We start from the raw sequence: 21,583 nt of genomic DNA on the forward strand, positions 1-21,583 counted from the left end.
CCGGTCGGTGCCGCGGGTCGCCGCGGGGATCGGATCCCGCGCGTACTTGGCCGTCACCTGGGTCCCCGCGGCGTCCCGCGTCCCTCGTGCTGGGTCTTCCTGGGCCATGCCCCCGGCGCCTTGAGGCGGGCGGGGACGATGACGCGTATCCGGGTGCGGCATCCTGTCTGCCGGATTCGCGCGCCAAAATGCACCGCCCCTGAACCCTTCGCGGGAATCGGCCGTTTAGGTCCCGGTCTGCGCGCCCGCAGGCTTGAGCCGATTGCCGGAGGTGACCAACGCCGGGCATGGAAGAGCAGGTTCGATGGAACAGCCCGACGCCTGGCACCTGACGGACCGACTCGACACCGAACACGGCAAGGGCGATCCGTTCGCCGCCGCCGTCCGCGCCACGCGGATGGCGATGATCGTCACCAACCCGCGCCTGCCCGACAACCCGATCGTCTTCGCCAACGATTCGTTTCTGCGGATGACCGGCTACGAGCGCGCGGACGTGCTCGGCCGCAATTGCCGCTTCCTCCAAGGCGAGCAGACCGATCGCGGCGCCGTGGCGCTGATCCGGGAGGCCGTGGCGGCGCGGCGGGACATCGCCATCGACCTGCTGAACTACCGCAAGGATGGGGTGGCCTTCTGGAATGCGCTCTATCTCAGCCCAGTCGCCAACGAGGCCGGCGAGGTGCTATTCTTCTTCGCCTCGCAGCTCGACGTCACCGACCGGGTGGACGCGCATCTGCGGGTCCAGCACGAGAAGGACCATTTCGAGGCCGAGGTCGCCCGGCGGACCCGGGACCTGACCGAGGCCCTGGCGACGCAGACCATGCTGGTCCACGAGGTCGATCATCGGGTTAAGAACAACCTCCAGATGATCGCCGCCCTGCTCGCCATGCAGACCAAGGCGATCACCGACCCGGCGGCGCGCAGCGCCATGGAGGCGATGCTGACCCGCGTGGAGGCCCTCGGCACGGTCCACCGCCGGCTCTACCAGTCCAACAACGTCGAGCGCTTCGATGTCGCCGAGTTCGCCCGCGACCTCGCCACCGACTTGGTCCGCGGCTCCGGCCTCGACCGGATCCGCCTGCATCTCGACCTCGAGACCGTGGAGATCCCGGTCGCCAAGGCCCCGCCGGTGGCCCTGATGATGAACGAGCTGATCACCAACGCGCTCAAGCACGCCTTCCCGGACAACCGAGCCGGCCGCCTCTCCGTGACGGTGGCCCCGGACGACCACTCCTTCACCATTCGCATCGCCGATGACGGCGTCGGCATGCCCGTGCAGGTCATGGAGCAGCGCTCGTTCGGCAAGCGGCTGATCGGCACCCTCTGCCGCCAGCTCAATGCCAGCATCGCCTGGCAGGCGAACGACCCGGGCACGATCGTCAACGTCCGCCTGCCCCGCGAGATGGCTACCGGCCCGGAGGCCTCCTCATGAGCGAGCCGATGCGCATCCTCGTCGTCGAGGACGAAGCCTTGATCCTGATGCAGATCGAGATGATGCTGGAGGAGGCCGGCTATCGTGTCGTGGGCACCGCCATGACCTCGGCCGAGGCGATCGCCCTGGTCCACGAGACCCGCCCGGAGCTGGTGCTGATCGACCTGCGCCTGGGCGACGATTCCTCGGGTGTGGACGTGGCCCATGCGGTGCGCGATATCGGCGGCATCACGGCGGCGTTCATGACCGCCAACGCCCGCGCCCTCTCGGACGACCTGGAGGGCGCCACCGCGGTGATCGCAAAGCCGTTCACCGGGGCGGTGCTGGAGGAATCCCTGGCCTATCTCGAGGATTGCGTCCGCCGGCCGCCCCCGGACGAGCTGGTGCCGCCGGGGATGCGCCTCGCCCCGGCCCTGCTCAAGAGCTTCGCCCAGATGCGGCTCTAGAACAGGCCCGGCGCCATGCGTAGAGTGCCGGCCATGCCGAGCTTGCCCGTTTCGCGCCCGTTCCTTGCCGCCCTCCTGGGCCTGCTCCTCCTCCCGGGTGCCGTCCGGGCGGAACCCTGCGACGACCTCGCCCGCCAGATCGCCGGGGCGATCGGCGGCAAGGTCGGCAAGCGCGCCGGGCCGAGCATCGACATCCGCCTGGCCGGCCCGATCCGGTTCGACGTGACCTGCCGGGCCGAGCCCATCGTGCAGGCCACCTCCGCCGAGCCCGCCCCCTCGGCGGCGTTCTTCCGCGACCTCTCCACCGCCTCCGAGCTCCTGCTCGGCGAGCCGGCCGCCCGGGTCGAGCCGATCATCGCCGACGCCTACCGGACCGCCGTCTCGGAGCGCCGCAAGTCGTTCATCCAGCAGAACGGCTGGTCGGCCTCCTGCTACACCGATCCCGGCAGCAGCACGATGCGCACCCTCTGCTCGGTGGGGCGGATCCCGCCGCATTGAGCGTCGCTTGACCGGGGCGGCGGCCGGTCCGATTTTGGTCTCATCACCCGGACGGAGTCCGTCATGACGGCCTCGGCAGCGGAACCCGCACCGCTCGATCTCCACCAGAGCTTCCAGGATTTCGTCGCCGCGCGGCCCGACGAGGAAAAGTGGGAACTCGTCGCGGGACGCTTCCTCATGCAGGCCCAGCCGAGCATCGATCACCAGATCATCGCCGGCAACCTGAACCGCCTCCTGACCGACGGGATCGAGCGCCTGAGACTCGGCCGGATCTCCGTGCAGAACCCGGCCATCGACCTGAGGCCGACGCTCGAAGGACATGTCTACGTCCCGGATGTCGCGATCATCGACGCCGACGAGGTCGAGCCGGGCCGCAACGTGGTGTCGGCCTGCTTTCTCGCGGTCGAGATCCTATCTCCGAGCGACCGACGCCGGCCCGCCGGCATGAAGAGCCAGAAGATCGCGATCAAGCTCGCGGGCTACGAAGCCCTGCCGACGTGCGAGGCGGTGCTGCTCGTCGAGCAGCGCGCCTTCGATGCCACCCTGTCGGAGCGGAACGGATCCGGTTGGGTCCGCCGCCGGATGACCAATCCCGACGACCGGCTCGTCATCGCCTCGGCCGGGCTCGATTGCCGGCTGGGCGATGTCTACGCCCGCACCACGCTGGCGCGGGCGCGGCGCTGATCAATACTCGATCACGTCTTCAAGCGCGTAGTGCTTCACGGTCTTCCGGTTGGCGATCAGCTCGTCCACGGTCGGCTCGCCCTTGAGGGCGCGGGCGATGGCGAGCTTCGTCGCCTCGTAATTGGTGCGGTAGAGATCCTTGCGGTCGAGGTTGTCGTCCTCGGCGCAGCGCGGGTCGAGCCAGATCATGATGATCATGCACAGCTCGTCGAGCCCGTCCTTCGGTAGCACGCCCTCGATGATGCAATCCACGATCGCGTCGCCGGTGGCGGCCTGGACGATTCCGCCGAGCAGCTCGACATACTCGGCCGTGTGGATCGTCGCCTTGGTGGTCATCATCGTGGCCGGGCGCACCAGCTGGTTGAGATCGCGCACCACGAACATCCTTGTATGGCCCTGGACCTGCCCCATCATCGAGGCGAAGGCCTGACCCACCGGCCCACGCACCGAGCCGATCAGCACCTCGGGCATCGCGTCGGTGTACTGCCCCTCGGCCGCCAGCACGGTGGCCTCGCCCGTGCGGAACCAGATCTCTTGCATGTGTCGCGACTCCCCGTGTCAGGTCGCCCGGGGGAGACATCATCGGGGCCCCGGCGTCAATCGCTTCGGGATGGGCCAGCCCCGCCCATCCCGACGCGATCCGGGCCTGGGTCTTGAGGAATATCTGTCCGCCGGGCAGGGAGGCGGCTTTCGGACCGGCGCGGGAACAGTCGCGGGCGCGGGCCGTTCCGGCGGGAGCCTGCGGCGTTTTCTCAGGTCCGGCACGCGGGAAGGAATTGTGATGGCCAAGAGCACGGATCGCGGAGGCGGCTGGAGCCTCCAGGCGAGCGCCATCCCGGACGGGGTGCGGCTGGAACTCGCCCTCGCCGACCTCGGCGGCAGCCCGGTCACGGCCGCGATCGTGCTGGACCGGTCGGAGGCCCGCGCCTTCGCCCGCGCCCTGCTGGCGGCGGCCGGGGATGCCGCCGAGCGCACCTTCCCGAAGCCCGGGACCTGACCGGCCCTCGGACCCTGAAAAGATTACTGCTGGTTCAGGCCCGGTTGGCGGCCGGGCAGGCGCGGCACCACCGTGCCCCGCTTCTCCACCGGCGCGTCGCAGGCATAGGCGAACTCGCTCTTCAGCGGATCGAACACGGTCTCGCCGGTGATCCGGCAATCCTCCCGCACGGTCTCGTCGAGATAGGCCCGGGCGGCGGTACGGAACCGCTTCACCCGGCTCGCGGCCGGATCGGGATCGATCCGCACCTCGCTGAGATTGCAGCCGGCATACTCGCGCAGGGCGTCGGAGACGATCAGCAGCCGGCGCAGCTGCCGGTTGTCATAGACCTCGTAGGGCTCCTTGCAGCCGATGGTGACCACCTGCGGCGTGAGCGCGACGTAGTTCCGCGAGATATACGAGAACCCGGTGGTGCAACCGGCCAAAGCCAGGCCGACACTTACCAAGCCGATGGGCAGCAGAGCCGCGCGCCGTCGCATCCTCGTCATCCCAAGCCCAGTTCCAGCCCCGTGGCGCATTGAAACGGCCCCGCTTGACCAGTCAATGCGTTTGTCGCCCCGAACGGCGCTCAACCCCCGAACGCGTCCCCGACGAGCCGGTGCACGTAACGGAACGCCTCCGTCGCCCCGGCGGCGGCGCGCGCCTCCCCGTCATCCGCGAGCGCGATCCGGTCGAGCGCGGTGGTGAATTGCCGCCAGTGCAGCCCGCGTCCGTCCGGATGCCCGGCGAGGTGGCGGGCCCCATGGCCTTCCGAGAGGCCGAGCTTCCGGGCTTCCTTGAGCAGGATGGCTGCGCCGAGATTCGAGCCCTCGGCGACGTAGAGCCAGCCGAGCCCGGCCATGGGATCGATCGCTTCCTCGCGCTCCGCGGGCACGTCGGGGATCCGGCCGGTCACGTCGCGCAAATCCTGCGCGATCAGGGCAAGACGGCGCCTCCCGTCGAGATCGGGCAGGACGGGGCCGAGCGCGCCGTCGCGATAGAGCGGATCGACGCGTGTATGGAACCGGTATTGGACCTGAAGGAACAGCGCGTACCGCTCGAGGCTCGCGAAGGGCTCTCCCGCCATGACGCGCCGGTCGAGTTGATCATGGGCCGCCGCGGTCGCCATCCTCAGGCGCTTCACGCGGCTGCCCGGTTCGACCGTATCGGATGTTGAGACGTCCATGTGACCCAGGTCTTGATGGGGCCCTCGACCATCCGAGGCGGTCGGGGCCTATTCTATCCGGGTCGAGGTCGGGACCTCGCCATCCGGCACGAACCGTCATAGCGTCCGGATCATCCGATGCGATTCAGGTCACCGTGAGGCCGACCGGCAGACTGCGCAGGCTTGCGTGATCGGGGCGCTTCGCCCATCAAGCTTGGCCGGATCAGGCTTGCAGAACACTTGCGGAACGTTTAACGTGTTCGTGATTTGTTTCTGAGGCCGCGTCGATGCGGCCCACCAAGCCGCGAGTCCCCGTCGATGCTCACGCGCAAGCAGCTGGATCTCCTGCGTTTCATCCAGAGCCGCATGCAGGAATGCGGTGTCCCTCCCTCGTTCGACGAGATGAAGGACGCCCTCGATCTCAAGTCCAAGTCGGGCATCCACCGGCTGATCACGGCCCTGGAGGAGCGCGGCTTCCTCCGGCGTCTGCCGAACCGGGCGCGGGCCATCGAGGTGATCCGCATTCCCGAGAGCCTGTCCCAGCCGGCGGCGCCGCCCGCCGAGCCCCGTCGCTTCACGCCGAGCGTGGTCGAGGGCGGCAAGTCCAAGCTGCCGCCGGCCCAGCCCGCGACCACCCGGATGATCGATGATGGCGGGCGCGCCATCTCGATCCCCGTGATGGGCCGGATCGCGGCCGGTACGCCGGTTTCGGCCATCCAGAACCAGAGCCACGCCATCACCATGTCGCCGGACTTCCTGGCCGGCGGCGAGCATTACGCCCTCGAAGTGCGCGGCGACTCGATGGTCGATGCCGGCATCCTCGACGGCGACCTCGTGGTGATCCGCAAGCAGGACACGGCCAATACCGGCGACATCATCGTGGCACTGATCGACGACGAGGAGGCCACGCTGAAGCGCCTGCGTCGCCGGGGCTCCTCGATCGCCCTGGAGGCGGCCAATCCGGCCTACGAGACCCGTGTGCTGGGTCCCGACCGGGTTCAGATCCAGGGCCGGCTCGTCAGCCTCGTCCGCCGCTACTGAAGCGGCGCGGCCGGGGCGTCGCCGGGCGCCGCATCGGCGCCGGTCGCGTCGGGCTCAGCAGGGATCGCGTCGCCGGGATCTGCCGGCGCCTCCGGGCGCTGCGCCGTCGATGGCTTGGCCGTGAGTGACGGCCGCCATGGCACCGAGCGTCCGTCGCCGCGGGTGTCGCGTAGCGTGAAGCCGTCGCGCTCAGCCCGGACGGCGACGGCGCCGCGGGCGGCGAGGACGCGCCGGTCGATGACCAGCGGCCCCGTGCAGCTCGGCGGCGCGGCGAGCCGCGTGATCAGCAAAGCCGCCCGGGCGCAATCCTCCGCGAAGGCGCGCCGGTCGCGGACCAGGGCGACGGCGCGGCCATCCGGCAGGCGCGCGGTGCAGCCGAGCCTGTCGCATCGGCCCCCCTTCGAGGCGCCGCCGATTACCGCCCTGGCCGATCGCCCGTCGCCATCCGCCTTCAGCCATTGCTCCAGCACGAAGGCCGAGGGGCTGCCCAGCGTCGACAGGAGGCCGTCCGGTCCCCGGATCGCCGCGCCGCCGCCTTGCCGGTCGACGTAGAGATCGAAGCGCTCCGGCATCGCGGCGAGGCCGAGCCCGAGCAGGGCCGGCGGCAGGGCGAGCCAGCGCAGCCGCGAGACCGGGAGCGTCGCCAGGAGCAGCCCGGCCGCCAGCAGCCCCAGCGCGCCGGTGCCGAAGGCCGGCAGGACCAGGGTGGCGCGATCGAAGCCGGCGATCCATTCGGAGATCGCCAGCATGCCGCCCACCGCCTGCCCCATCAGCCACCAGACCGGCCGGTCGAGGGCGAAGGGATAGGCCAGGATCCCGATCACCGCCGCGGGCATCACCACCAGCGAGACGAGCGGCAGGGTCAGGGCGTTGCCGATCAGCCCGAACGGCTGGATCGTCTGGAAATGGTAGGTGGCGAACGGCGCGGTGGCGATCTGCGCCACGAGCGTCGTCGCCAGGGTGCCGATCACGGCCGAGAGCCCGGTGCCGACGAGCCGCTCGACCCGCCCTGCCCCCGGGCGGCGGAACAGGCGTCCGTCGATCAGCCGCGCGCAGGCGATCAGCCCGGCCACCGCCCCGAACGACATCTGGAAGCTCGGCCCGAGCAGCCCCTCCGGCTCGCGGGCCAGGGCGATCAGGGCGGCCAGCGCGAGGTTGCGCATCGACAGGGCCGGCCGGTCGACCAGGATCGCGCCCAGCATGATCAGGGTCATGATCAGCGAGCGCTCGGCGGCGATGTCCCAGCCAGAGAAGGCGCAATAGGCGGTCACGCCCAGCATCGCGAAGCCGGCCGCGATCTTCTTGATCGGCCACCACAGGGCGCAGAACGGCACGAGGGCGAGCAATGCCCGGACCAGCCAGAACACCACGCCGGCGGCGAGCACCATATGGAGGCCGGAGATGGACACGACGTGATAGATGCCCGCGGCCCGGAGTGCGTCGTTGGCGGCCGGCCCGATCAGCCCGCGCTTGCCGGTGACCAGGGCCGCCGCCACCGCCCCGGCTTGGCCGCCTTCGGCCTGGGCGATCCGGCGCGTCAGCGCGTTGCGGGCCTCGTCCAGCAAGGCCGCGAGCCGGAGGCGTAGCGGCGGCGGTGCGGGCGGTTCCCGGACCGTGATCGTGCCGATCAGCGAGCCGACCGCGCCGATGCCCTGGAAGTAGGCGTCCCGGGCGAAGTCGTAGCCGCCCGGCCGCGCCGCCTCGGGGGGCGGCAGCAGTCGCGCGGTTGCCGCGATGAAGTCCCCGGGCCTGAGGGGCGGCGCCTTCCGGAACGAGACCCGCACCCGCAGCGGCCTCACCGTGGGGGCGAGCCCGGCGAAGTTCTCCACCCGGATCACCAGACGTGCGCCGACCTCGCGCTCGTCGAGCGCCTCGATCATCCCGGTGAGCGGTCCGATGGTGGTGCGGGCCAGGATCGGGGCCGCCACCTGCGCGACCCGCCAGGTCGCCGCCGCGAAGCCGAGGAACCCGGCCGCCAGCGCCAGGACGACGGCCAGAGCCGCTGGCCGCGCCCCCAGGAACGGCACCGGCGCGAGCGCTAACGCCGCCCCGGCGAGCGGCGCGGCGAGCCACGGCGTCCCATCGGCGCCCGCGAAGAACACCAAGATCCCGGCGCCGAACGCCACCGCCAGCCAGGGGAACAGGCGGCGCTGCTCCACCTCCCGGGCGAGGCCTTCGGTAAACCAATCGCCCAACACCGGGAGCAAGGCAGCGCGCGGGCCGGCCAGCGCCACCGCGCCGCCCGCCAGCCTCGCGCCGATCCGCCGCATCCGCCCTCGCCCCGTACCGGACGACTCAGTCCCGGCGGGAGATTCTTAACGCACCCGTCGGCCCGTGCTACAGCGAGCGCTTCGTGCTACGGGCGCCACTCCGTGCGACGGGCGCCGCCCGCATGCCCTGCACCGCGCCTCTTCGCCCTCCGCCCCCGAACATATCGGCCCGATGTCCTCAGCCGTCGTCACGCGCTTCGCCCCCTCGCCTACCGGCTACCTCCATATCGGCGGTGCCCGGACGGCGCTGTTCAATTGGCTCTACGCCCGCCACACCGGCGGCAAGATGCTGCTGCGCATCGAGGATACCGACCGGGAACGCTCGACCAAGGGCGCGATCGACGCGATCCTCGACGGCCTGTCCTGGCTCGGCCTCGACTGGGACGGCGACGTGGTCTTCCAGTTCGCCCGGGCCGAGCGCCACCGCGCCGTCGCCGAGGAACTGCTGGCCGCCGGCCGCGCCTATTACTGCTACGCCTCCGCCGAGGAGCTCACGCAGATGCGCGAGACCGCCCGGGCCGAGGGCCGCGCCCCGCGCTACGACGGGCGCTGGCGCGACCGCGACCCGTCCGAGGCGCCGGCCGGGGTCAAGCCGGTGATCCGGCTGCGTGCGCCCCTTGAGGGCGAGACCGTGGTCGAGGATGCCGTGCAGGGCCGGGTGACCTGGGCCAACCGCGATCTCGACGACCTCGTGCTGCTCCGCTCGGACGGCACGCCGACCTACATGCTCGCCGTCGTGGTCGACGACCACGACATGGGCGTCACCCAGATCATCCGGGGCGACGACCATCTCACCAACGCCGCCCGCCAGAGCCAGATCTTTTCCGCGCTCGGCTGGGACATCCCCCGGATGGCCCATATCCCGCTGATCCACGGGGCCGACGGGGCCAAGCTGTCCAAGCGCCACGGCGCGCTCGGGGTCGAGGCCTATCGCGATCTCGGCTACCTGCCGGCGGCCCTGCGCAACTACCTGGTGCGGCTGGGCTGGAGCCACGGCGACCAGGAGGTGTTCTCCACCGAGGAGATGGTCGCGGCCTTCGACCTCGGCTCGGTGGGGCGCTCGGCGGCGCGGTTCGACTTCGCCAAGCTCGCCAATCTCAACGGCCTCTACATCCGCGGCAGCGCCGATGCGGACCTGGTCGCCGCGATCGAGACGATCCTGCCGAGCGTCGGCCCCGAGCGTGGCCTCTCGGCGCCGCTCCAGCCCGAGCTCAAGGCCAAGCTGACCCAGGCGATGCCGGGCCTGAAGGAGCGGGCCAAGACGCTGATCGAGCTCCTCGACAGCGCCTATTACCTTACCGCGCAGCGCCCTTTGACGCTCGACGAGAAGGCCCGGGCACTCCTGTCCGACGAGGGCCGCGCGCGCCTCGCCGGCGTGCTGCCGGCGCTCGAAGCCCTGCCCGATTGGAGCGCTGCGGCGACCGAGGGTGCGGTGCGTCACTATGCGGAGACCGCGGGCTGCAAGCTCGGGCAGGTGGCCCAGCCGCTGCGGGCCGCGCTCACCGGACGGACCACCTCCCCGCCGCTGTTCGACGTGATGGCGGTGCTCGGCCGGGCCGAAACCCTGGCGCGGCTGGGCGATCAGGTGTCGCAGGGCTGACCGGGCGGCCGGGAACTGCCGCCCTCGGCCCGGATTTCGCTTGGCGGGATTTTGCTTGGTGAAGGGGGCGGGATGTCACCGACCCCGTTGCTGCTGCACTGCCGTTTGGGTAACCCATGGCGCGTGAGCACCCGCAACATAACGCGGCGTGCTCCGGCCCCGGGGTCGCCTCGGGCAGCCCGAGGCCGGCATCCGCCACGTCGCCAGAGAAGGGTCCACGTTCCATGAGCGCATCCAGCACCATCACCGTGGACGGCAAGGAGATCGAGCTGCCGGTCAAATCCGGCACGATCGGCCCGGACGTCATCGATATCGGCAAGCTCTACGCCAAGACCGGCGCCTTCACCTTCGACCCGGGCTTCACCTCGACCGCCTCGTGCGAATCGAAGATCACCTACATCGACGGCGACGAGGGCGTTCTGCTCTATCGCGGCTACCCGATCGAGCAACTCGCCGAGAAGGGCGACTTCCTCGAGACCTGCTACCTGATGCTGTTCGGCGCCCTGCCGACCGAGGCCCAGAAGGCCGATTTCGATTACCGGGTCACGCGCCACACCATGGTGCACGACCAGATGAACCGGTTCTTCACCGGCTTCCGCCGCGACGCCCACCCGATGGCCGTGATGGTCGCCTCGGTCGGCGCGCTCTCGGCCTTCTACCACGACTCGACCGATATCACGGACGAGAGCCAGCGGATGATCGCGTCGATCCGCATGATCGCCAAGATGCCGACCCTGGCCGCGATGGCCTACAAGTATTCCATCGGCCAGCCCTTCGTGTATCCGAAGAACGACCTTGACTACACCTCGAACTTCCTGCGGATGTGTTACGCGGTGCCGTGCGAGGAATACGAGGTCAACCCGGTCTTCGCCAAGGCGCTCGACAAGATCTTCATCCTGCACGCCGACCACGAGCAGAACGCCTCGACCTCGACCGTGCGGCTCGCCGGCTCCTCGGGCGCCAACCCGTTCGCCTGCATCGCGGCCGGCATCGCCTGCCTGTGGGGCCCTGCCCATGGCGGCGCCAACGAGGCGGCGCTGAAGATGCTGATGGAGATCGGCACGCCCGAGAACGTCGGCAAGTACGTCGCCAAGGCCAAGGACAAGAACGACCCGTTCCGCCTGATGGGCTTCGGCCACCGGGTCTACAAGAACTACGACCCGCGCGCCCGGATCATGCAGAGCACCACCCACCAGGTGCTCAAGGAGCTCGGCAAGACCGAGGATCCGCTGCTGCACGTTGCCATGGAGCTGGAGCAGATCGCCCTCAAGGACGAGTACTTCATCGAGAAGAAGCTCTACCCGAACATCGATTTCTACTCGGGCATCACCCTCAAGGCGATGGGCTTCCCCACCGACATGTTCACCGTGCTGTTCGCGGTGGCGCGCACGGTCGGCTGGATCGCGCAATGGGCCGAGATGATCGAGGACCCGATGCAGAAGATCGGCCGTCCGCGTCAGCTCTATGTCGGTCCGGCCCAGCGCGACTACGTGCCGGTGGACCAGCGCGGCTGAGCCGGGCCATCGAACCCGACGCGACACCGGGGGCGGCCGCAGGGCCGCCCCTCTCGTTTGCACAGGGGCCGCCCATTGGATCGGTGGTCACGCTCCGCCTCCCCTGCCCGCCGCCCTACGATTGGGCGTCGCTGCGCGCCTTCCTTGCGAAGCGGGCGATTTCCGGGGTCGAATCGGCCGAGGCCGGCGACCGGACTTATGCGCGCACGGTCTGCATCGGCGGCCGGCCCGGCATCGTCGCGGTCGCGTTCGGCGACGATGCGCTGCACGCGACGCTCCACGGCCTCGATTCGAGCGTCGGGCCTGAAATCGCCGCGCGCCTGCACCGCCTGTTCGATTGCGATGCCGATCCGGCGGCGATCGCGGCCTGCCTGTCGCGGGACCCTGCCCTGGCCGGGCTGGTGGCGGCTCGGCCCGGACTGCGCCTGCCGGGCGCCTGGGATCCGTTCGAGACTGGTTGCCGGGCGATTTTGGGCCAGCAGATCTCGGTCTCGGCGGCGATCCGGCTCGCCGCAAAACTGGTCGCGGCGTTCGGAACAAAGCTGCCGGAGCCGACCGGCACCCTGACCCACGTCTTCCCGACGCCGGCGCAGCTGGTCGAGGTCGATGTCGCACTCGCGCTGAACATGCCTCGCGCCCGGGGCGCGGCGATCCGGGCGCTGGCCGCGGCGGCGCTGGCGGACCCGGACCTGTTCGCCCCGGCCGAGACCCTGGAGGACGCGGTGCTGCGCTTCACGGCGATCCGCGGGATCGGGCCCTGGACCGCGCAATACATCGCCATGCGGGCACTCAAGCTGCCGGACGCCCTGCCGGTGGGCGATGTCGGCCTGCTGCGCGCCCTCAAGACCGGCACCGGCCGCCCGAGCCCGGCCGCGCTCCTCGCCCGGGCCGAGGCCTGGCGGCCATTCCGGGCCTACGCGGCCCAGCATCTCTGGGCTGCGGACGAAGCGGCCGTGAAGGGGCGGTGAGGCGAGCGGCGGGCTTCCTTTTTCCCATGGTCTGGCCGGGTTAACTTAAGGGCTGGCCGGGGGGGCTTGGTTGATGTCGGAACTGGATGAGGAAGCGCGCGACAAGCTTGTCACGAACGAGCGCATCAAGTTCACAGGTACCTACGCCAACGGTCTCGCCGTCGCGATCTTCGCCGTGGGCGGTTTCGCGCCGTTCATATCGACCGCCCTGTCGGATCGCCCGCATTTCGCACCTGTGCTCATCGCGATGGCGGTTTGCTGGGTCATGAGTGGCGCCATACATTGGGGGGTGCGGCACGCGCTTCGGGATCTTCGCCCATGACAACAGCCCAGTTCCTTCTCCTGCTCGCGGTGCCATTTGGTGGCGGCGTGCTGGCCTTCGGCGCGCTCTGGCTCGGCCAGCGCTCGCACTGAGACAGGGTCTGCCACCCGTGCCCTCATCCTGAGGTGGCGGAGCGTAGCGGAGGCCTCGAAGGAGGCCTCCAACTGGCCTTGCGATCCCTGAAGTCCTCCTTCGAGGCTGCTGTGCAGCACCTCAGCGATGAGGGGGCGGGTTGGAAGCCCGTCACAATCTCGCTTCGCTCAGCGCCCGAACCGCTCGAACTTCGGGAAGCTGCGCGCCATCATCAGCCCGACCTCGCCGCGGTGACCCAGCCATTTCTCGAGAACCGACGCGTTGGCGAGCCGCCCCTCGGATGAGCCGTCCTGCCAGGGCAGGCCGTCGGCCAGGCGGAAGACATGCGCGTCGGTGAGGCCGCCGCTGCGGCAGCGCTGGAGCCGGACGCCCTTGCCCCGGGCGAGTTCGGCCACCTCCGAGATCGGGAAGATCAGCAGCAGCTTCTCCGTGTTCACCACCGCCACGTGATCGCCGTCGGCGGGGACGAGAACCACGGCGGTCGCATCGCCGTCCAGGCCGAGCACGCCCTTGCCCTTGCGGGTGTTGGCGACCAGCGCGTCGGAGGGCGCCACGAAGCCGCGCCCGTCCGAGCCGGCGATGAGCAGCTTGGTCTCGGGCCTGTAGGGCAGCGCCGCCACCACTTCGGTGCCGTCGTCGAGATCGACCATCAGCCGCACCGGATCGCCGAAGCCGCGCCCGCCCGGCAGCTTCGACGCCTCGATGGTGAACACCTTGCCGTTCGAGGCGAGCAGCAGGATCTTTTGGGTGGTCTCGCTCGGGAAGGCGATCTTTAGGCCGTCGTCGCCCTTGAACGCCACGCCCGAGAGGTCGGCGACGTGGCCCTTCAACGCCCGGATCCAACCCTTGGTCGAGACGATCACGGTGATCGGCTCGCGCTCGACCAGGGCGGCGGTGAAGTCGATGCCGCCGACATCGGGCGGGCTCGCCAGCGTCGTCCGGCGCTTGCCGAGCTTGGTCTCGGGCCCGAACGTCTTCTTCACGGCGCGGATCTGCGCCTGGATCGCCTTCCACTGCGCCGGCTCGGAGGCCAAGAGCGCGTCGATCTCGGCCTTCTCGGCGGTGAGCGCGTCCAGCTCGCGCTTCAGCTCCATCTCCTCAAGCTTGCGCAGGGAGCGCAGGCGGGTGTCGAGGATCGCGTTGGCCTGGATCTCGGTGAGCTCGAACCGGGCCATCAGGGCCGGCTTCGGCTCGTCCTCCTCGCGGATGATGCGGATCACCTCGTCGAGGTCGAGATAGACGATCAGCAGGCCGCCCAAGATCTCCAGGCGCCGGTCGATCTGCCCGAGGCGGTAGCGTGAGCGGCGCTGCAGCACCACCCGGCGGTGGTCAACCCATTCCCGCAGGCACTCGGTGAGCCCGATCACCTTGGGCACGAGGCCGCCGACCAGGACGTTGAGGTTGAGCGGGATGCGGGCTTCGAGTTCCGTGAGCCGGAACAGCGATTCCATCAGGATCACCGGATCGACCGTGCGCGAGCGCGGCTCCAGCACCACGCGCACGTCCTCGGCCGATTCGTCGCGCACGTCGGCGAGCAGCGGCAGCTTCTTCTCCTGGAGAAGCTCGGCCATCTTCTCGATCAGCCGGCCCTTCGGGATGCCGTAGGGGATCTCGGTGACGATGATGTTCCAGGTGCCGCGGCCGAGATCCTCCTTGTGCCAGCGGGCGCGGACCCGGAAGGCGCCGCGGCCGGTCCGGTAGGCTTCCGTGATGGACTCGGCCGAATCGACCAGGATGCCGCCGGTCGGGAAATCCGGGCCCTGCACGAAGCTGTTGAGCTGGGCCGAGGTCGCCCCCGGATGGTTGATTAGGTAGAGCGCGGCGTCGCAGAGTTCGGCCGCGTTGTGCGGCGGGATCGAGGTCGCCATGCCGACCGCGATGCCCTGGCTGCCGTTGGCGAGCAGGTTCGGGAAGGCGGCCGGCAGCACCACCGGCTCGTCCTTCTCGCCGTTGTAGGACGGGCGGAAATCGACCGTGTCCTCGTCGATCCCGTCGAGCAGCAGCCGGGCGACCTCGGTGAGGCGGGCCTCGGTGTAGCGGTAGGCGGCCGGCCCATCGCCGTCGATGTTGCCGAAATTGCCCTGCCCGTCGACCAGCGGATAGCGCTGCGCGAAGTCCTGGGAGAGCCGCACCAGCGCGTCGTAGATCGCCTGGTCGCCGTGCGGGTGGAAATCGCCCATCACGTCGCCGACGATCTTGGCGCATTTCTTATGCGCGGTGTTCGGGTCGAGGCGCAGCAGTCGCATCCCGTACAGGATGCGCCGGTGCACGGGCTTCAGCCCGTCGCGGGCATCCGGCAGCGCCCGGTGCATGATCGTGGAGAGCGCATAGGCGAGGTAGCGCTCCTCCAGCGCGGATTTCAGCTCGACGCTCTCGATCCCGTCGCCGGACGGCGGCTCGAAGGGCTGGCCCATGACGGCTCCTGTCTCAGGGCGGGGCCGCCGACCGGCAGCGCCGCCGCAACGCGCGATCCGTCATTCCGGGGCGCCGGAGGCGAGCCCGGAATCCAGAACCGCCGACCGTGCCGGGGGTGACGGATGCGTCCACCCTTTCGACGATGCGGCTCTGGATTCCGGGCTCCGCTGCGCGGCCCCGGAATGACGGGGTTGGTCTCAACCGAGATTCGGACGGTCCCCAGCTCGGTCATTTCTGGAACATAGCGCGAACATTACTCGGCCTCGCGACCGAGCGCAACGAATCGCGCGCGCTCCTCCGGCGCGGCGAGGCCGCGCGGACCCCAGACGTGCCGGTCGAGAAAGTACCCCGTCAAGGTAAACCCTTGCGCAACGCCATCCGGCCCGGGCGATCCGCCCGCGTGCAGGAAGGTGGGCAGGGCAAGCAGCCGATCGCGGAACGGCTCTCCGGCGGAGGCGCTGACCGCCCGGCCGCTCTTGGGCGACACGTAGGCGAGCGCGTCGTTGCCCCCGGTGGCCGCGCAGGCGGTGAGATCGAGGCCGAAGCCGAGCTCCGACAGGATCTCCAGCTCGAACCGCACCATCAGCGGCGGCGCCACGGCCGGGTCGTCGAGATGCGCGATCAGGATGCCCGCCGCCTCGTAGAGGGCTGGATGCGGATCCCGCTCGGGCAGCAGCCGCAGCAGGGCCGCCATGTGGCCGAGCCCGTAGAGGGCGATGCCCGAGCCGATCATCCGCGACAGCTGCGACTCCAGCGGCTCCACCGTGTAGGCGCCGAGCCCCTCGTCGAGCCGCGCCCGCCAGGTCAACCGGACCCGATTGCCGGGCTGGAGCACCGGCTGCATCCGGCGCGAGCGCCCGCCATGCACGAGGCCGAGATGGCGCCCGTGCGCCTCGGTCATCGCCTCCAGGATGACGCCGCTCTCCCCGTGCCGGCGCAGGCCCAGCACCAGCGCGTCGTCGGTCCATTGCATCAAGGTTCATCACCGGCGGGAGGGCGCGGATCGCGGCACCGGCGATCCAGCTTGAATCCCCTCATATAAGGGCTCCGGGGCCGCGGTGCCGCCTTTGCGCGCCCGATGGGTGGCGGTAGCTTGGCCGGGAAGGAATCACCCGCATGCGCCGCGTTGCTCCGGTCCTCGTTCTGGCCCTGACGATCACCGGCGCGCCGGCCGCTCCCAAAAAGACGAAGCCCGCCGTCGAGGATGCGCCCTCCCCGGCCCTGAAGCAGCGGATCGCGGCGCTGGCCCTGAAGCAGGTCGATTTCGGTTCGGTCTCGCTGCTGCCGGTGCGGTTCGCGGGCAGCCGGCTCGCCGGCCCGATCGAGGATGGCGGCCGGACTCTCTACTGCGTGTCGAGCCGGATGAGCGGCCGCACCTTCGGCAAGCCCGAGCGGCCCAAGGCGGTCATCCGCTACGCGGCCGATAGGCTGGAGGTGATCGACGACGACGAGGTCTGCACCGGCCATCGCAGCCAGCCGTTCCCGGAACTGGACGCCCTGGGCAACGCCCGCTGAGGCTGCCGCGTTGAGCATCATGTCCTTGCTGCCAGCGCGCCGTCTCGACCTCAGCCTCGACCTGATCGCCCGCGCCCATGCCACCCCCGTCCCGGACGACCCGGGCGCCCTCGACCTGCTGAGCGACGCGGAACTGCGCCCCGGCCTCGAGGCGATCACCGCGGGCCGAGACGGGCACGACATCTGGGTCTTCGCCTATGGCTCGCTGATGTGGCGACCGGAATTCCCGGTGGCGGAGAGCCGGATCGGGACCGTGCGCGGCTTCCACCGCCGGTTCTGCTTGCTCCAGCGCCGGTTCCGCGGCACGCCCGAGCGGCCGGGCTTCGTCCTGGCCTTGGACCGCGGCGGCCTGTGCAGGGGCGTCGCGTTCCGGCTGCCCGGGACGGAGATCCGCGAGGCGCTGATGCCGGTCTGGCGGCGCGAGATGCGCGGCCGGGGCTATGTCGCCCGCTGGCTGCCGGTGGCGACAGAAGCCGGCACCGTCTCGGCGCTGACCTTCCTGGCCAACCGCGCCAATGAGCGCTACGCCGGCCGCCTCTCGGATGCCGAGATCGCGGAAAAAATCGCCGCCGCCTGCGGGCATGCCGGCCCGAGCGCCGAGTACCTGTTCCGGACCGTCGAGGCTTGCGAGCGGCTCGGCATCCGGGACCGGCACCTCTGGAGCCTCCAGGCGCTGGTGGCCGCCCGGCTCAGGACCTGCGCGCCGGGCGCGTGAGGCTCACGCCCAGGCGCGCTTCATCGCGATCACCACGCGGCCGCCAGCCTGCTCCGTATCCGGGTTGCGCGGCTCGCGGATGCCGGGCGCACGCCCGGTGGTGACGTAGACCACGAGGGTGAGGGCGAGGAGGATCTTGATGCGCATCACGACGCTCAGGGTTGAGCGAGCGTGCATAGGATCGATCGGTTTTTACGGAGTTTCCGTCCCGCCCACAGGTTGTGGTTGTGGGCACTTCCGTCGAGCGTGGTGAACGAAAGGTTACGGCCGCGCCGCGGTCGTCCGAAGCATCATCCCGAAAGGGGTTTCCGGCTTTCGGAAAAAGATGATGCAAAACCAAAGATCTAGCGCGTCGCGCCGGTTCCGGGATCCGGCACGATGCGCTATGCCGCCGGCCCGGGTTTCCCACAGGCGGAGGACAGGATGCGGCAGCGGATCGGCGTGGCCCTGGCGATTCTGGTGGTCGCGGTCGCCGTGCTCGCCGCCGGGCCCTGGCCCCACGGTTTCCGGCTGTCGGATGTCCTGACCGGGGGCACGCCGGTCCTGCCGGATGGGTCGCGGCCGGTGGCGGGATCCGCGGACCTCGCCGGCAACGCCACCCTCGGCGCCGGCCAACACCCGGCGACCCTGCGGCTCACCTGCGATCCGGCCGGATCCGGCCTGTCGGCGGTGCTGACGGTGCCGCGCTTCTCGGACTTCGCAGAGGGTTTCGATGTCGCCGGCCTGCAGGGCGCCGGAAACACAGCGCCGCTCACCGGCATCCTGGTCTCGAACGCCGCCGGCGTCCGATCCGTGCGGATGGCGGCGCAGGGCGCGGAAACCCGCGATCCCGAAAAAACCTTCAGCCTGACAGTGGCCGGTGCGCGGCGAAGCGAGGATCCGTTGCGCGGTGTCGTCCTCGCACTCGCCCAGACCGGCACGCGGTTGACCTGGACGCAGGCGAGCCCGCGCGCCGGGGATCAGACCCTGACGGCGAGCTTTTCGGTCTCGGACAAGGATGCGGCGGCGTTGAAGACGGCCCTTGGAAGCTGCCTCGTCGCGCCACCGCTGTAGGAGTCGTATCGCGGTTCGGCGCCGCCCTGGGGCGACGCCGGATCCGATGGGCTCAGCGCCCTTTCTTGTAGAGCTTGCTGGCGATCTCGAAAATCTCTTCCGGCGCGTAGTCCGGCGCGAACGCGCCATAATTGCCGTCGAGTTCCGGGATCTTGCCGCCTTCGGGCGCACCGTCGATTACTTCGAGGTTGCCCGGCGGATCGCCCGGCAGCGCCACTTCGTCGTTCGACCAGACGCCGGCGGCTTCCTTATAGTCGACCTCGCTGAAGGTGTAGAGACGGCGATGCTTGCCCTCGTCGAGGTACTTCTGACACTCCGGCACCCGCGACAGGTCGATGTTCGGGGTCGGCAGCATCTTCTCGATCTCGACGCCGGTCAGCTTCTTCAGGGCCAGCGCGTAGGCGTGGGCGTGGAGCGAGCCGCGCACCAGCAGATAGGCGCAGACTTCGCGGCCGGTCGGCTCGATCATGGTCTCGTAGACCCGCAGCTTGTGAATGCGCGCGCCGCACTCCAAGTGGAAGTTGTGCAGCAGGTCGATGATCAGATTGCCGGTGGTCGTGACCATGTCCATGTTCCAGGACGCGGCGTTGGAGTTCATCGGCATCGCGCCGCCGCCATTCGACAGGAAGCTGCCGGCGAGACGCACGTCCTGCATCTCGGCGAAGGGCGCCTTGGAGATGTCGACGTCCTTGGCCGGGTTGCCCGGGCCGTTGTTCAGCATGGCGATGCCGGTCGAGACCATCTCGACGTGGCCGATCTCTTCGGCGAAGATGCTCGATACGAGGCTGTAGAACGGCCGAAGCTTGGTCTTGTTACGGAAATTGAAGCTCTGGAACATATAGTTCCCGAGGGTCGACATCTCGCCGTACTTGCCACCGAGCAGTTCCTGCAGGGCGGCGGCTGCGTTGGGCTCGGGCTTCTTCGGCTCCGGCAGCTCCGCGAGCAGGCGGTCGATCTTCATGAACATGCGGGTAGCTCCGTTTTGCGCGAGGTGCGCATGGGACCTACGGGTGAGGCGCACACATGTTCCTGCCTGCGACCGTGCTTCTTCCGAGGCTTGGCGGGGAATCTTTTGGTTCCGAAACGGCTTAGAACGGAAAAAAATCTTGCGGGCGCCCAGGTATCGGGAGGCGAAGGTCTCTGCCTTGGTCCGGCCCGACAGGCGCCGCGTCAGACGTTCGCATGGATCCCCTCCACGGCGCGGATCCGCGGCACGGCGAAATCGGTGAAGGCGCGCACCGCCGGGCGCATGTGGCGCACGGACGGATAGACCAGATAGGCCTCCGTCGAGCGCACCTCGTAATCCGGCAGGACGCGCACGAGCCGGCCGGCTGCCAGATCGTCGGCGACCAGCAGGTGCTGCACCGGCCCCATCACGCGGCCCCCCAGCAGGGTCGCGACCAGAACCTCAGCGCTGTTGGTGCGGAGCACCGGCCGGATCGGGACGGTCACGGTCTCGCGACCCCGATGCAGGATCAGGGCGCTGCGGGCATCGACCGCCGCCCGGGTCGCCACGAGATCGCAGGCCGTGAGCTGCTCGGGGGTCTCGATCCCGCCGGCCCGCGCCAGGTAGGCCGGCGCGGCGACCAGGATGCGCCGCACCCATCCGAGCCGGCGGACCACGAGGTCCTGGCCCTCCGGCCGGCCGTAGCGGAGCGCGAGGTCGTAATCCTCGTGCACGAGGTCGATCACCCGGTCCTCCAGCACCAGATCGACCGTCACCCGCGGGTGCTCGGCCTGGAACGCCGTCACGATCGGGTGCAGGTGCTTCACGCCGATGCAGGAGGGCGCGTGCAGGCGCAGGCGTCCCTCGACCGAGCCGGCTTCGGTCCGGGCATCTTCGAGCGCCGCGTCGATCGTGGCCAGCGCCGGCTGGCTCGCCGCGTAGAGCCGCTGACCCTGCGGCGTCGGCCGCACCAGCCGGGCGGAGCGCTCCAGCAGGCGGGCGCCGACATGGGCCTCCAGGTTGCGCAGGTGCTTGCTCACCGCCGGCTGCGAGACGCCGAGATCCCGCGCCGCCGCGCTCAGAGAGCTGCGCTCGACGGTGCGGAGGAAGGCGCGCAGGGCGAGGGCAAGGTCCATGGATGCCATCCGGTTATGGGTCCGATCACCCCATAGCCGCTGGACGGGGCGACAGCGTGGCGATCTTCTCGATCCGCAGCCTTTCGCGAGATCGCCGATTCATGACCCTCACCCGCCGGACCCTGCTCGCAGGCACGCCCCTTCTGCTCGCCGGTTGCGTCACCCGCGAGACGGCGCCGGTGGCGGATCTGCGCCCGCCCATCGATCCCGCCTTTGTCGCCATGTATGCCGCCCTCCCCGGCGAACCGTTCCCGGTGCCGGCGGTGGACCTGACGGGGATCGATCCGCGCTTCCTGCGCCAGGAGGTCGATTACGCCACAGCCGAACCGCCCGGCACGATCGTGGTCGATCCGGGCGTGCGCTTCGCCTACCTGGTGCGCGAGAACGGGCGGGCGATCCGCTACGGCGTGGGCGTCGGCCGGGAGGAGGCGTTCAACTTCCAGGGCCCGGCCAGCATCGCCCGCAAGGCCGAATGGCCGCGCTGGACGCCGACGCCCGCGATGATCAAGCGCGAACCCGCGCGCTACGGACCGGTCGCCGGCGGCTTGCCGGGCGGCGCCGGCAACCCCCTCGGGCCGCGGGCGCTCTATCTCTACCGGGACGGCCGGGACACGCTCTACCGGCTGCACGGCACCACGGAGCCGCAGACCATCGGCACCATGGTCTCGTCGGGCTGCGTGCGCTTCCTGAACCAGGACATCATCGACCTGTACCGCCGCGTTCCGGTGGGGACGCGGGCGGTGGTGCTGGCGGCAGGCGGGTCGGCGGCGAGTTAGATGTTTGATCCCGGGTTTTCG

At 70.0% G+C, this 21,583-nt stretch carries 23 protein-coding genes; 14 read left to right on the plus strand and 9 right to left on the minus strand.

Annotated features, from left to right (window positions below):
• Positions 1-304 precede the first annotated feature (304 nt).
• From MKK67_RS00230 to MKK67_RS00245, 4 genes are all read left to right on the plus strand, one after another.
• The gene (locus MKK67_RS00230) at positions 305-1,429 is read left to right on the plus strand and encodes a histidine kinase dimerization/phosphoacceptor domain -containing protein (protein ID WP_243960680.1); all 1,125 of its coding nucleotides are present in this window, start codon (positions 305-307) and stop codon (positions 1,427-1,429) included.
• Positions 1,426-1,875 (plus strand): response regulator, encoded by a 450-nt coding sequence (locus tag MKK67_RS00235; RefSeq protein WP_243960683.1) that lies wholly within the window; start codon positions 1,426-1,428, stop codon positions 1,873-1,875. Before MKK67_RS00230 ends, MKK67_RS00235 begins: the two co-directional genes overlap by 4 nt.
• Before the next feature lie 33 nt (positions 1,876-1,908).
• On the plus strand, positions 1,909-2,373 hold the full coding sequence (locus MKK67_RS00240) for a hypothetical protein (protein WP_243960685.1): 465 nt from the start codon (positions 1,909-1,911) through the stop codon (positions 2,371-2,373).
• Between the two features lie 63 nt (positions 2,374-2,436).
• Entirely contained in the window at positions 2,437-3,057 is a 621-nt protein-coding gene (locus tag MKK67_RS00245) for a Uma2 family endonuclease (protein ID WP_243960687.1), read from the plus strand.
• Here MKK67_RS00245 and fae read toward each other — a convergent pair whose 3' ends face one another.
• The gene (gene fae / locus MKK67_RS00250; RefSeq protein WP_243949122.1) at positions 3,058-3,597 is read right to left on the minus strand and encodes a formaldehyde-activating enzyme; all 540 of its coding nucleotides are present in this window, start codon (positions 3,595-3,597) and stop codon (positions 3,058-3,060) included.
• A gap of 241 nt (positions 3,598-3,838) precedes the next feature.
• Between fae and MKK67_RS00255 the strand changes: the two genes are divergently transcribed.
• Positions 3,839-4,054 carry a hypothetical protein gene (locus tag MKK67_RS00255; RefSeq protein ID WP_243960689.1) on the plus strand — a complete coding sequence of 72 codons (216 nt, stop codon included), beginning with the start codon at positions 3,839-3,841 and terminating at the stop codon, positions 4,052-4,054.
• Positions 4,055-4,077: 23 nt separating this feature from the next.
• Here the strand turns inward: MKK67_RS00255 and MKK67_RS00260 are convergent, their stop codons facing one another.
• On the minus strand, positions 4,078-4,533 hold the full coding sequence (locus MKK67_RS00260; protein WP_243960691.1) for a hypothetical protein: 456 nt from the start codon (positions 4,531-4,533) through the stop codon (positions 4,078-4,080).
• Positions 4,534-4,622: 89 nt separating this feature from the next.
• Positions 4,623-5,219 carry a biliverdin-producing heme oxygenase gene (locus tag MKK67_RS00265; protein ID WP_243960694.1) on the minus strand — a complete coding sequence of 199 codons (597 nt, stop codon included), beginning with the start codon at positions 5,217-5,219 and terminating at the stop codon, positions 4,623-4,625.
• A gap of 297 nt (positions 5,220-5,516) precedes the next feature.
• Here MKK67_RS00265 and lexA point away from each other — a divergent pair, with 297 nt between their 5' ends.
• Positions 5,517-6,239 carry a transcriptional repressor LexA gene (gene lexA, locus MKK67_RS00270; protein ID WP_243960696.1) on the plus strand — a complete coding sequence of 241 codons (723 nt, stop codon included), beginning with the start codon at positions 5,517-5,519 and terminating at the stop codon, positions 6,237-6,239.
• On the opposite strand, the gene MKK67_RS00275 is transcribed toward lexA, so the two are convergent.
• The gene (locus MKK67_RS00275) at positions 6,233-8,509 is read right to left on the minus strand and encodes a ComEC/Rec2 family competence protein (RefSeq protein ID WP_243960698.1); all 2,277 of its coding nucleotides are present in this window, start codon (positions 8,507-8,509) and stop codon (positions 6,233-6,235) included. The two genes, lexA and MKK67_RS00275, sit on opposite strands and share 7 nt — an antisense overlap.
• A gap of 172 nt (positions 8,510-8,681) precedes the next feature.
• Between MKK67_RS00275 and gltX the strand changes: the two genes are divergently transcribed.
• The 4 genes from gltX to MKK67_RS00295 all read left to right on the plus strand — a co-directional run bounded on the left by gltX (position 8,682) and on the right by MKK67_RS00295 (position 12,913).
• Complete coding sequence (gltX, locus tag MKK67_RS00280; RefSeq protein ID WP_243960699.1) at positions 8,682-10,109, plus strand: glutamate--tRNA ligase; 1,428 nt, start codon at positions 8,682-8,684, stop codon at positions 10,107-10,109.
• Positions 10,110-10,333: 224 nt separating this feature from the next.
• Positions 10,334-11,623: a citrate synthase gene (gene gltA, locus MKK67_RS00285; RefSeq protein WP_092038418.1), complete on the plus strand. Its 1,290-nt coding sequence runs from the start codon at positions 10,334-10,336 to the stop codon at positions 11,621-11,623.
• A gap of 83 nt (positions 11,624-11,706) precedes the next feature.
• Positions 11,707-12,591, plus strand: a complete 885-nt coding sequence (locus MKK67_RS00290) for a DNA-3-methyladenine glycosylase family protein (RefSeq protein ID WP_243960702.1) — start codon at positions 11,707-11,709, stop codon at positions 12,589-12,591.
• 73 nt (positions 12,592-12,664) lie between these two features.
• On the plus strand, positions 12,665-12,913 hold the full coding sequence (locus MKK67_RS00295) for an amino acid transporter protein (RefSeq protein ID WP_243960704.1): 249 nt from the start codon (positions 12,665-12,667) through the stop codon (positions 12,911-12,913).
• Between the two features lie 260 nt (positions 12,914-13,173).
• On the opposite strand, the gene parC is transcribed toward MKK67_RS00295, so the two are convergent.
• Both parC and recO read right to left on the minus strand, forming a co-directional pair.
• Positions 13,174-15,420: a DNA topoisomerase IV subunit A gene (gene parC, locus MKK67_RS00300; protein WP_243960706.1), complete on the minus strand. Its 2,247-nt coding sequence runs from the start codon at positions 15,418-15,420 to the stop codon at positions 13,174-13,176.
• 254 nt (positions 15,421-15,674) lie between these two features.
• Entirely contained in the window at positions 15,675-16,394 is a 720-nt protein-coding gene (gene recO, locus MKK67_RS00305) for a DNA repair protein RecO (protein WP_243960708.1), read from the minus strand.
• Positions 16,395-16,537: 143 nt separating this feature from the next.
• On the opposite strand from recO, the gene MKK67_RS00310 reads away from it, so the two are divergent.
• Positions 16,538-16,936 (plus strand): hypothetical protein, encoded by a 399-nt coding sequence (locus MKK67_RS00310; protein ID WP_243960710.1) that lies wholly within the window; start codon positions 16,538-16,540, stop codon positions 16,934-16,936.
• Between the two features lie 19 nt (positions 16,937-16,955).
• A complete protein-coding gene (locus tag MKK67_RS00315; RefSeq protein WP_409568347.1) occupies positions 16,956-17,651 on the plus strand; it encodes a gamma-glutamylcyclotransferase in 696 nt (231 codons plus the stop codon).
• 3 nt (positions 17,652-17,654) lie between these two features.
• On the opposite strand, the gene MKK67_RS00320 is transcribed toward MKK67_RS00315, so the two are convergent.
• On the minus strand, positions 17,655-17,798 hold the full coding sequence (locus MKK67_RS00320) for a hypothetical protein (protein ID WP_007560701.1): 144 nt from the start codon (positions 17,796-17,798) through the stop codon (positions 17,655-17,657).
• A 276-nt stretch (positions 17,799-18,074) separates the two neighbouring features.
• On the opposite strand from MKK67_RS00320, the gene MKK67_RS00325 reads away from it, so the two are divergent.
• Positions 18,075-18,704, plus strand: a complete 630-nt coding sequence (locus MKK67_RS00325) for a hypothetical protein (protein WP_243960712.1) — start codon at positions 18,075-18,077, stop codon at positions 18,702-18,704.
• A gap of 52 nt (positions 18,705-18,756) precedes the next feature.
• Here the strand turns inward: MKK67_RS00325 and MKK67_RS00330 are convergent, their stop codons facing one another.
• Both MKK67_RS00330 and MKK67_RS00335 read right to left on the minus strand, forming a co-directional pair.
• Complete coding sequence (locus MKK67_RS00330; protein WP_243960714.1) at positions 18,757-19,671, minus strand: manganese catalase family protein; 915 nt, start codon at positions 19,669-19,671, stop codon at positions 18,757-18,759.
• Positions 19,672-19,874: 203 nt separating this feature from the next.
• Positions 19,875-20,786 carry a LysR family transcriptional regulator gene (locus tag MKK67_RS00335; RefSeq protein WP_243960715.1) on the minus strand — a complete coding sequence of 304 codons (912 nt, stop codon included), beginning with the start codon at positions 20,784-20,786 and terminating at the stop codon, positions 19,875-19,877.
• 101 nt (positions 20,787-20,887) lie between these two features.
• Here MKK67_RS00335 and MKK67_RS00340 point away from each other — a divergent pair, with 101 nt between their 5' ends.
• On the plus strand, positions 20,888-21,562 hold the full coding sequence (locus MKK67_RS00340) for a L,D-transpeptidase (RefSeq protein ID WP_243960717.1): 675 nt from the start codon (positions 20,888-20,890) through the stop codon (positions 21,560-21,562).
• Positions 21,563-21,583 lie beyond the last annotated feature (21 nt).

Origin of the sequence: Methylobacterium sp. J-072, from assembly GCF_022829425.1 — a bacterium.
GTDB lineage: Bacteria > Pseudomonadota > Alphaproteobacteria > Rhizobiales > Beijerinckiaceae > Methylobacterium.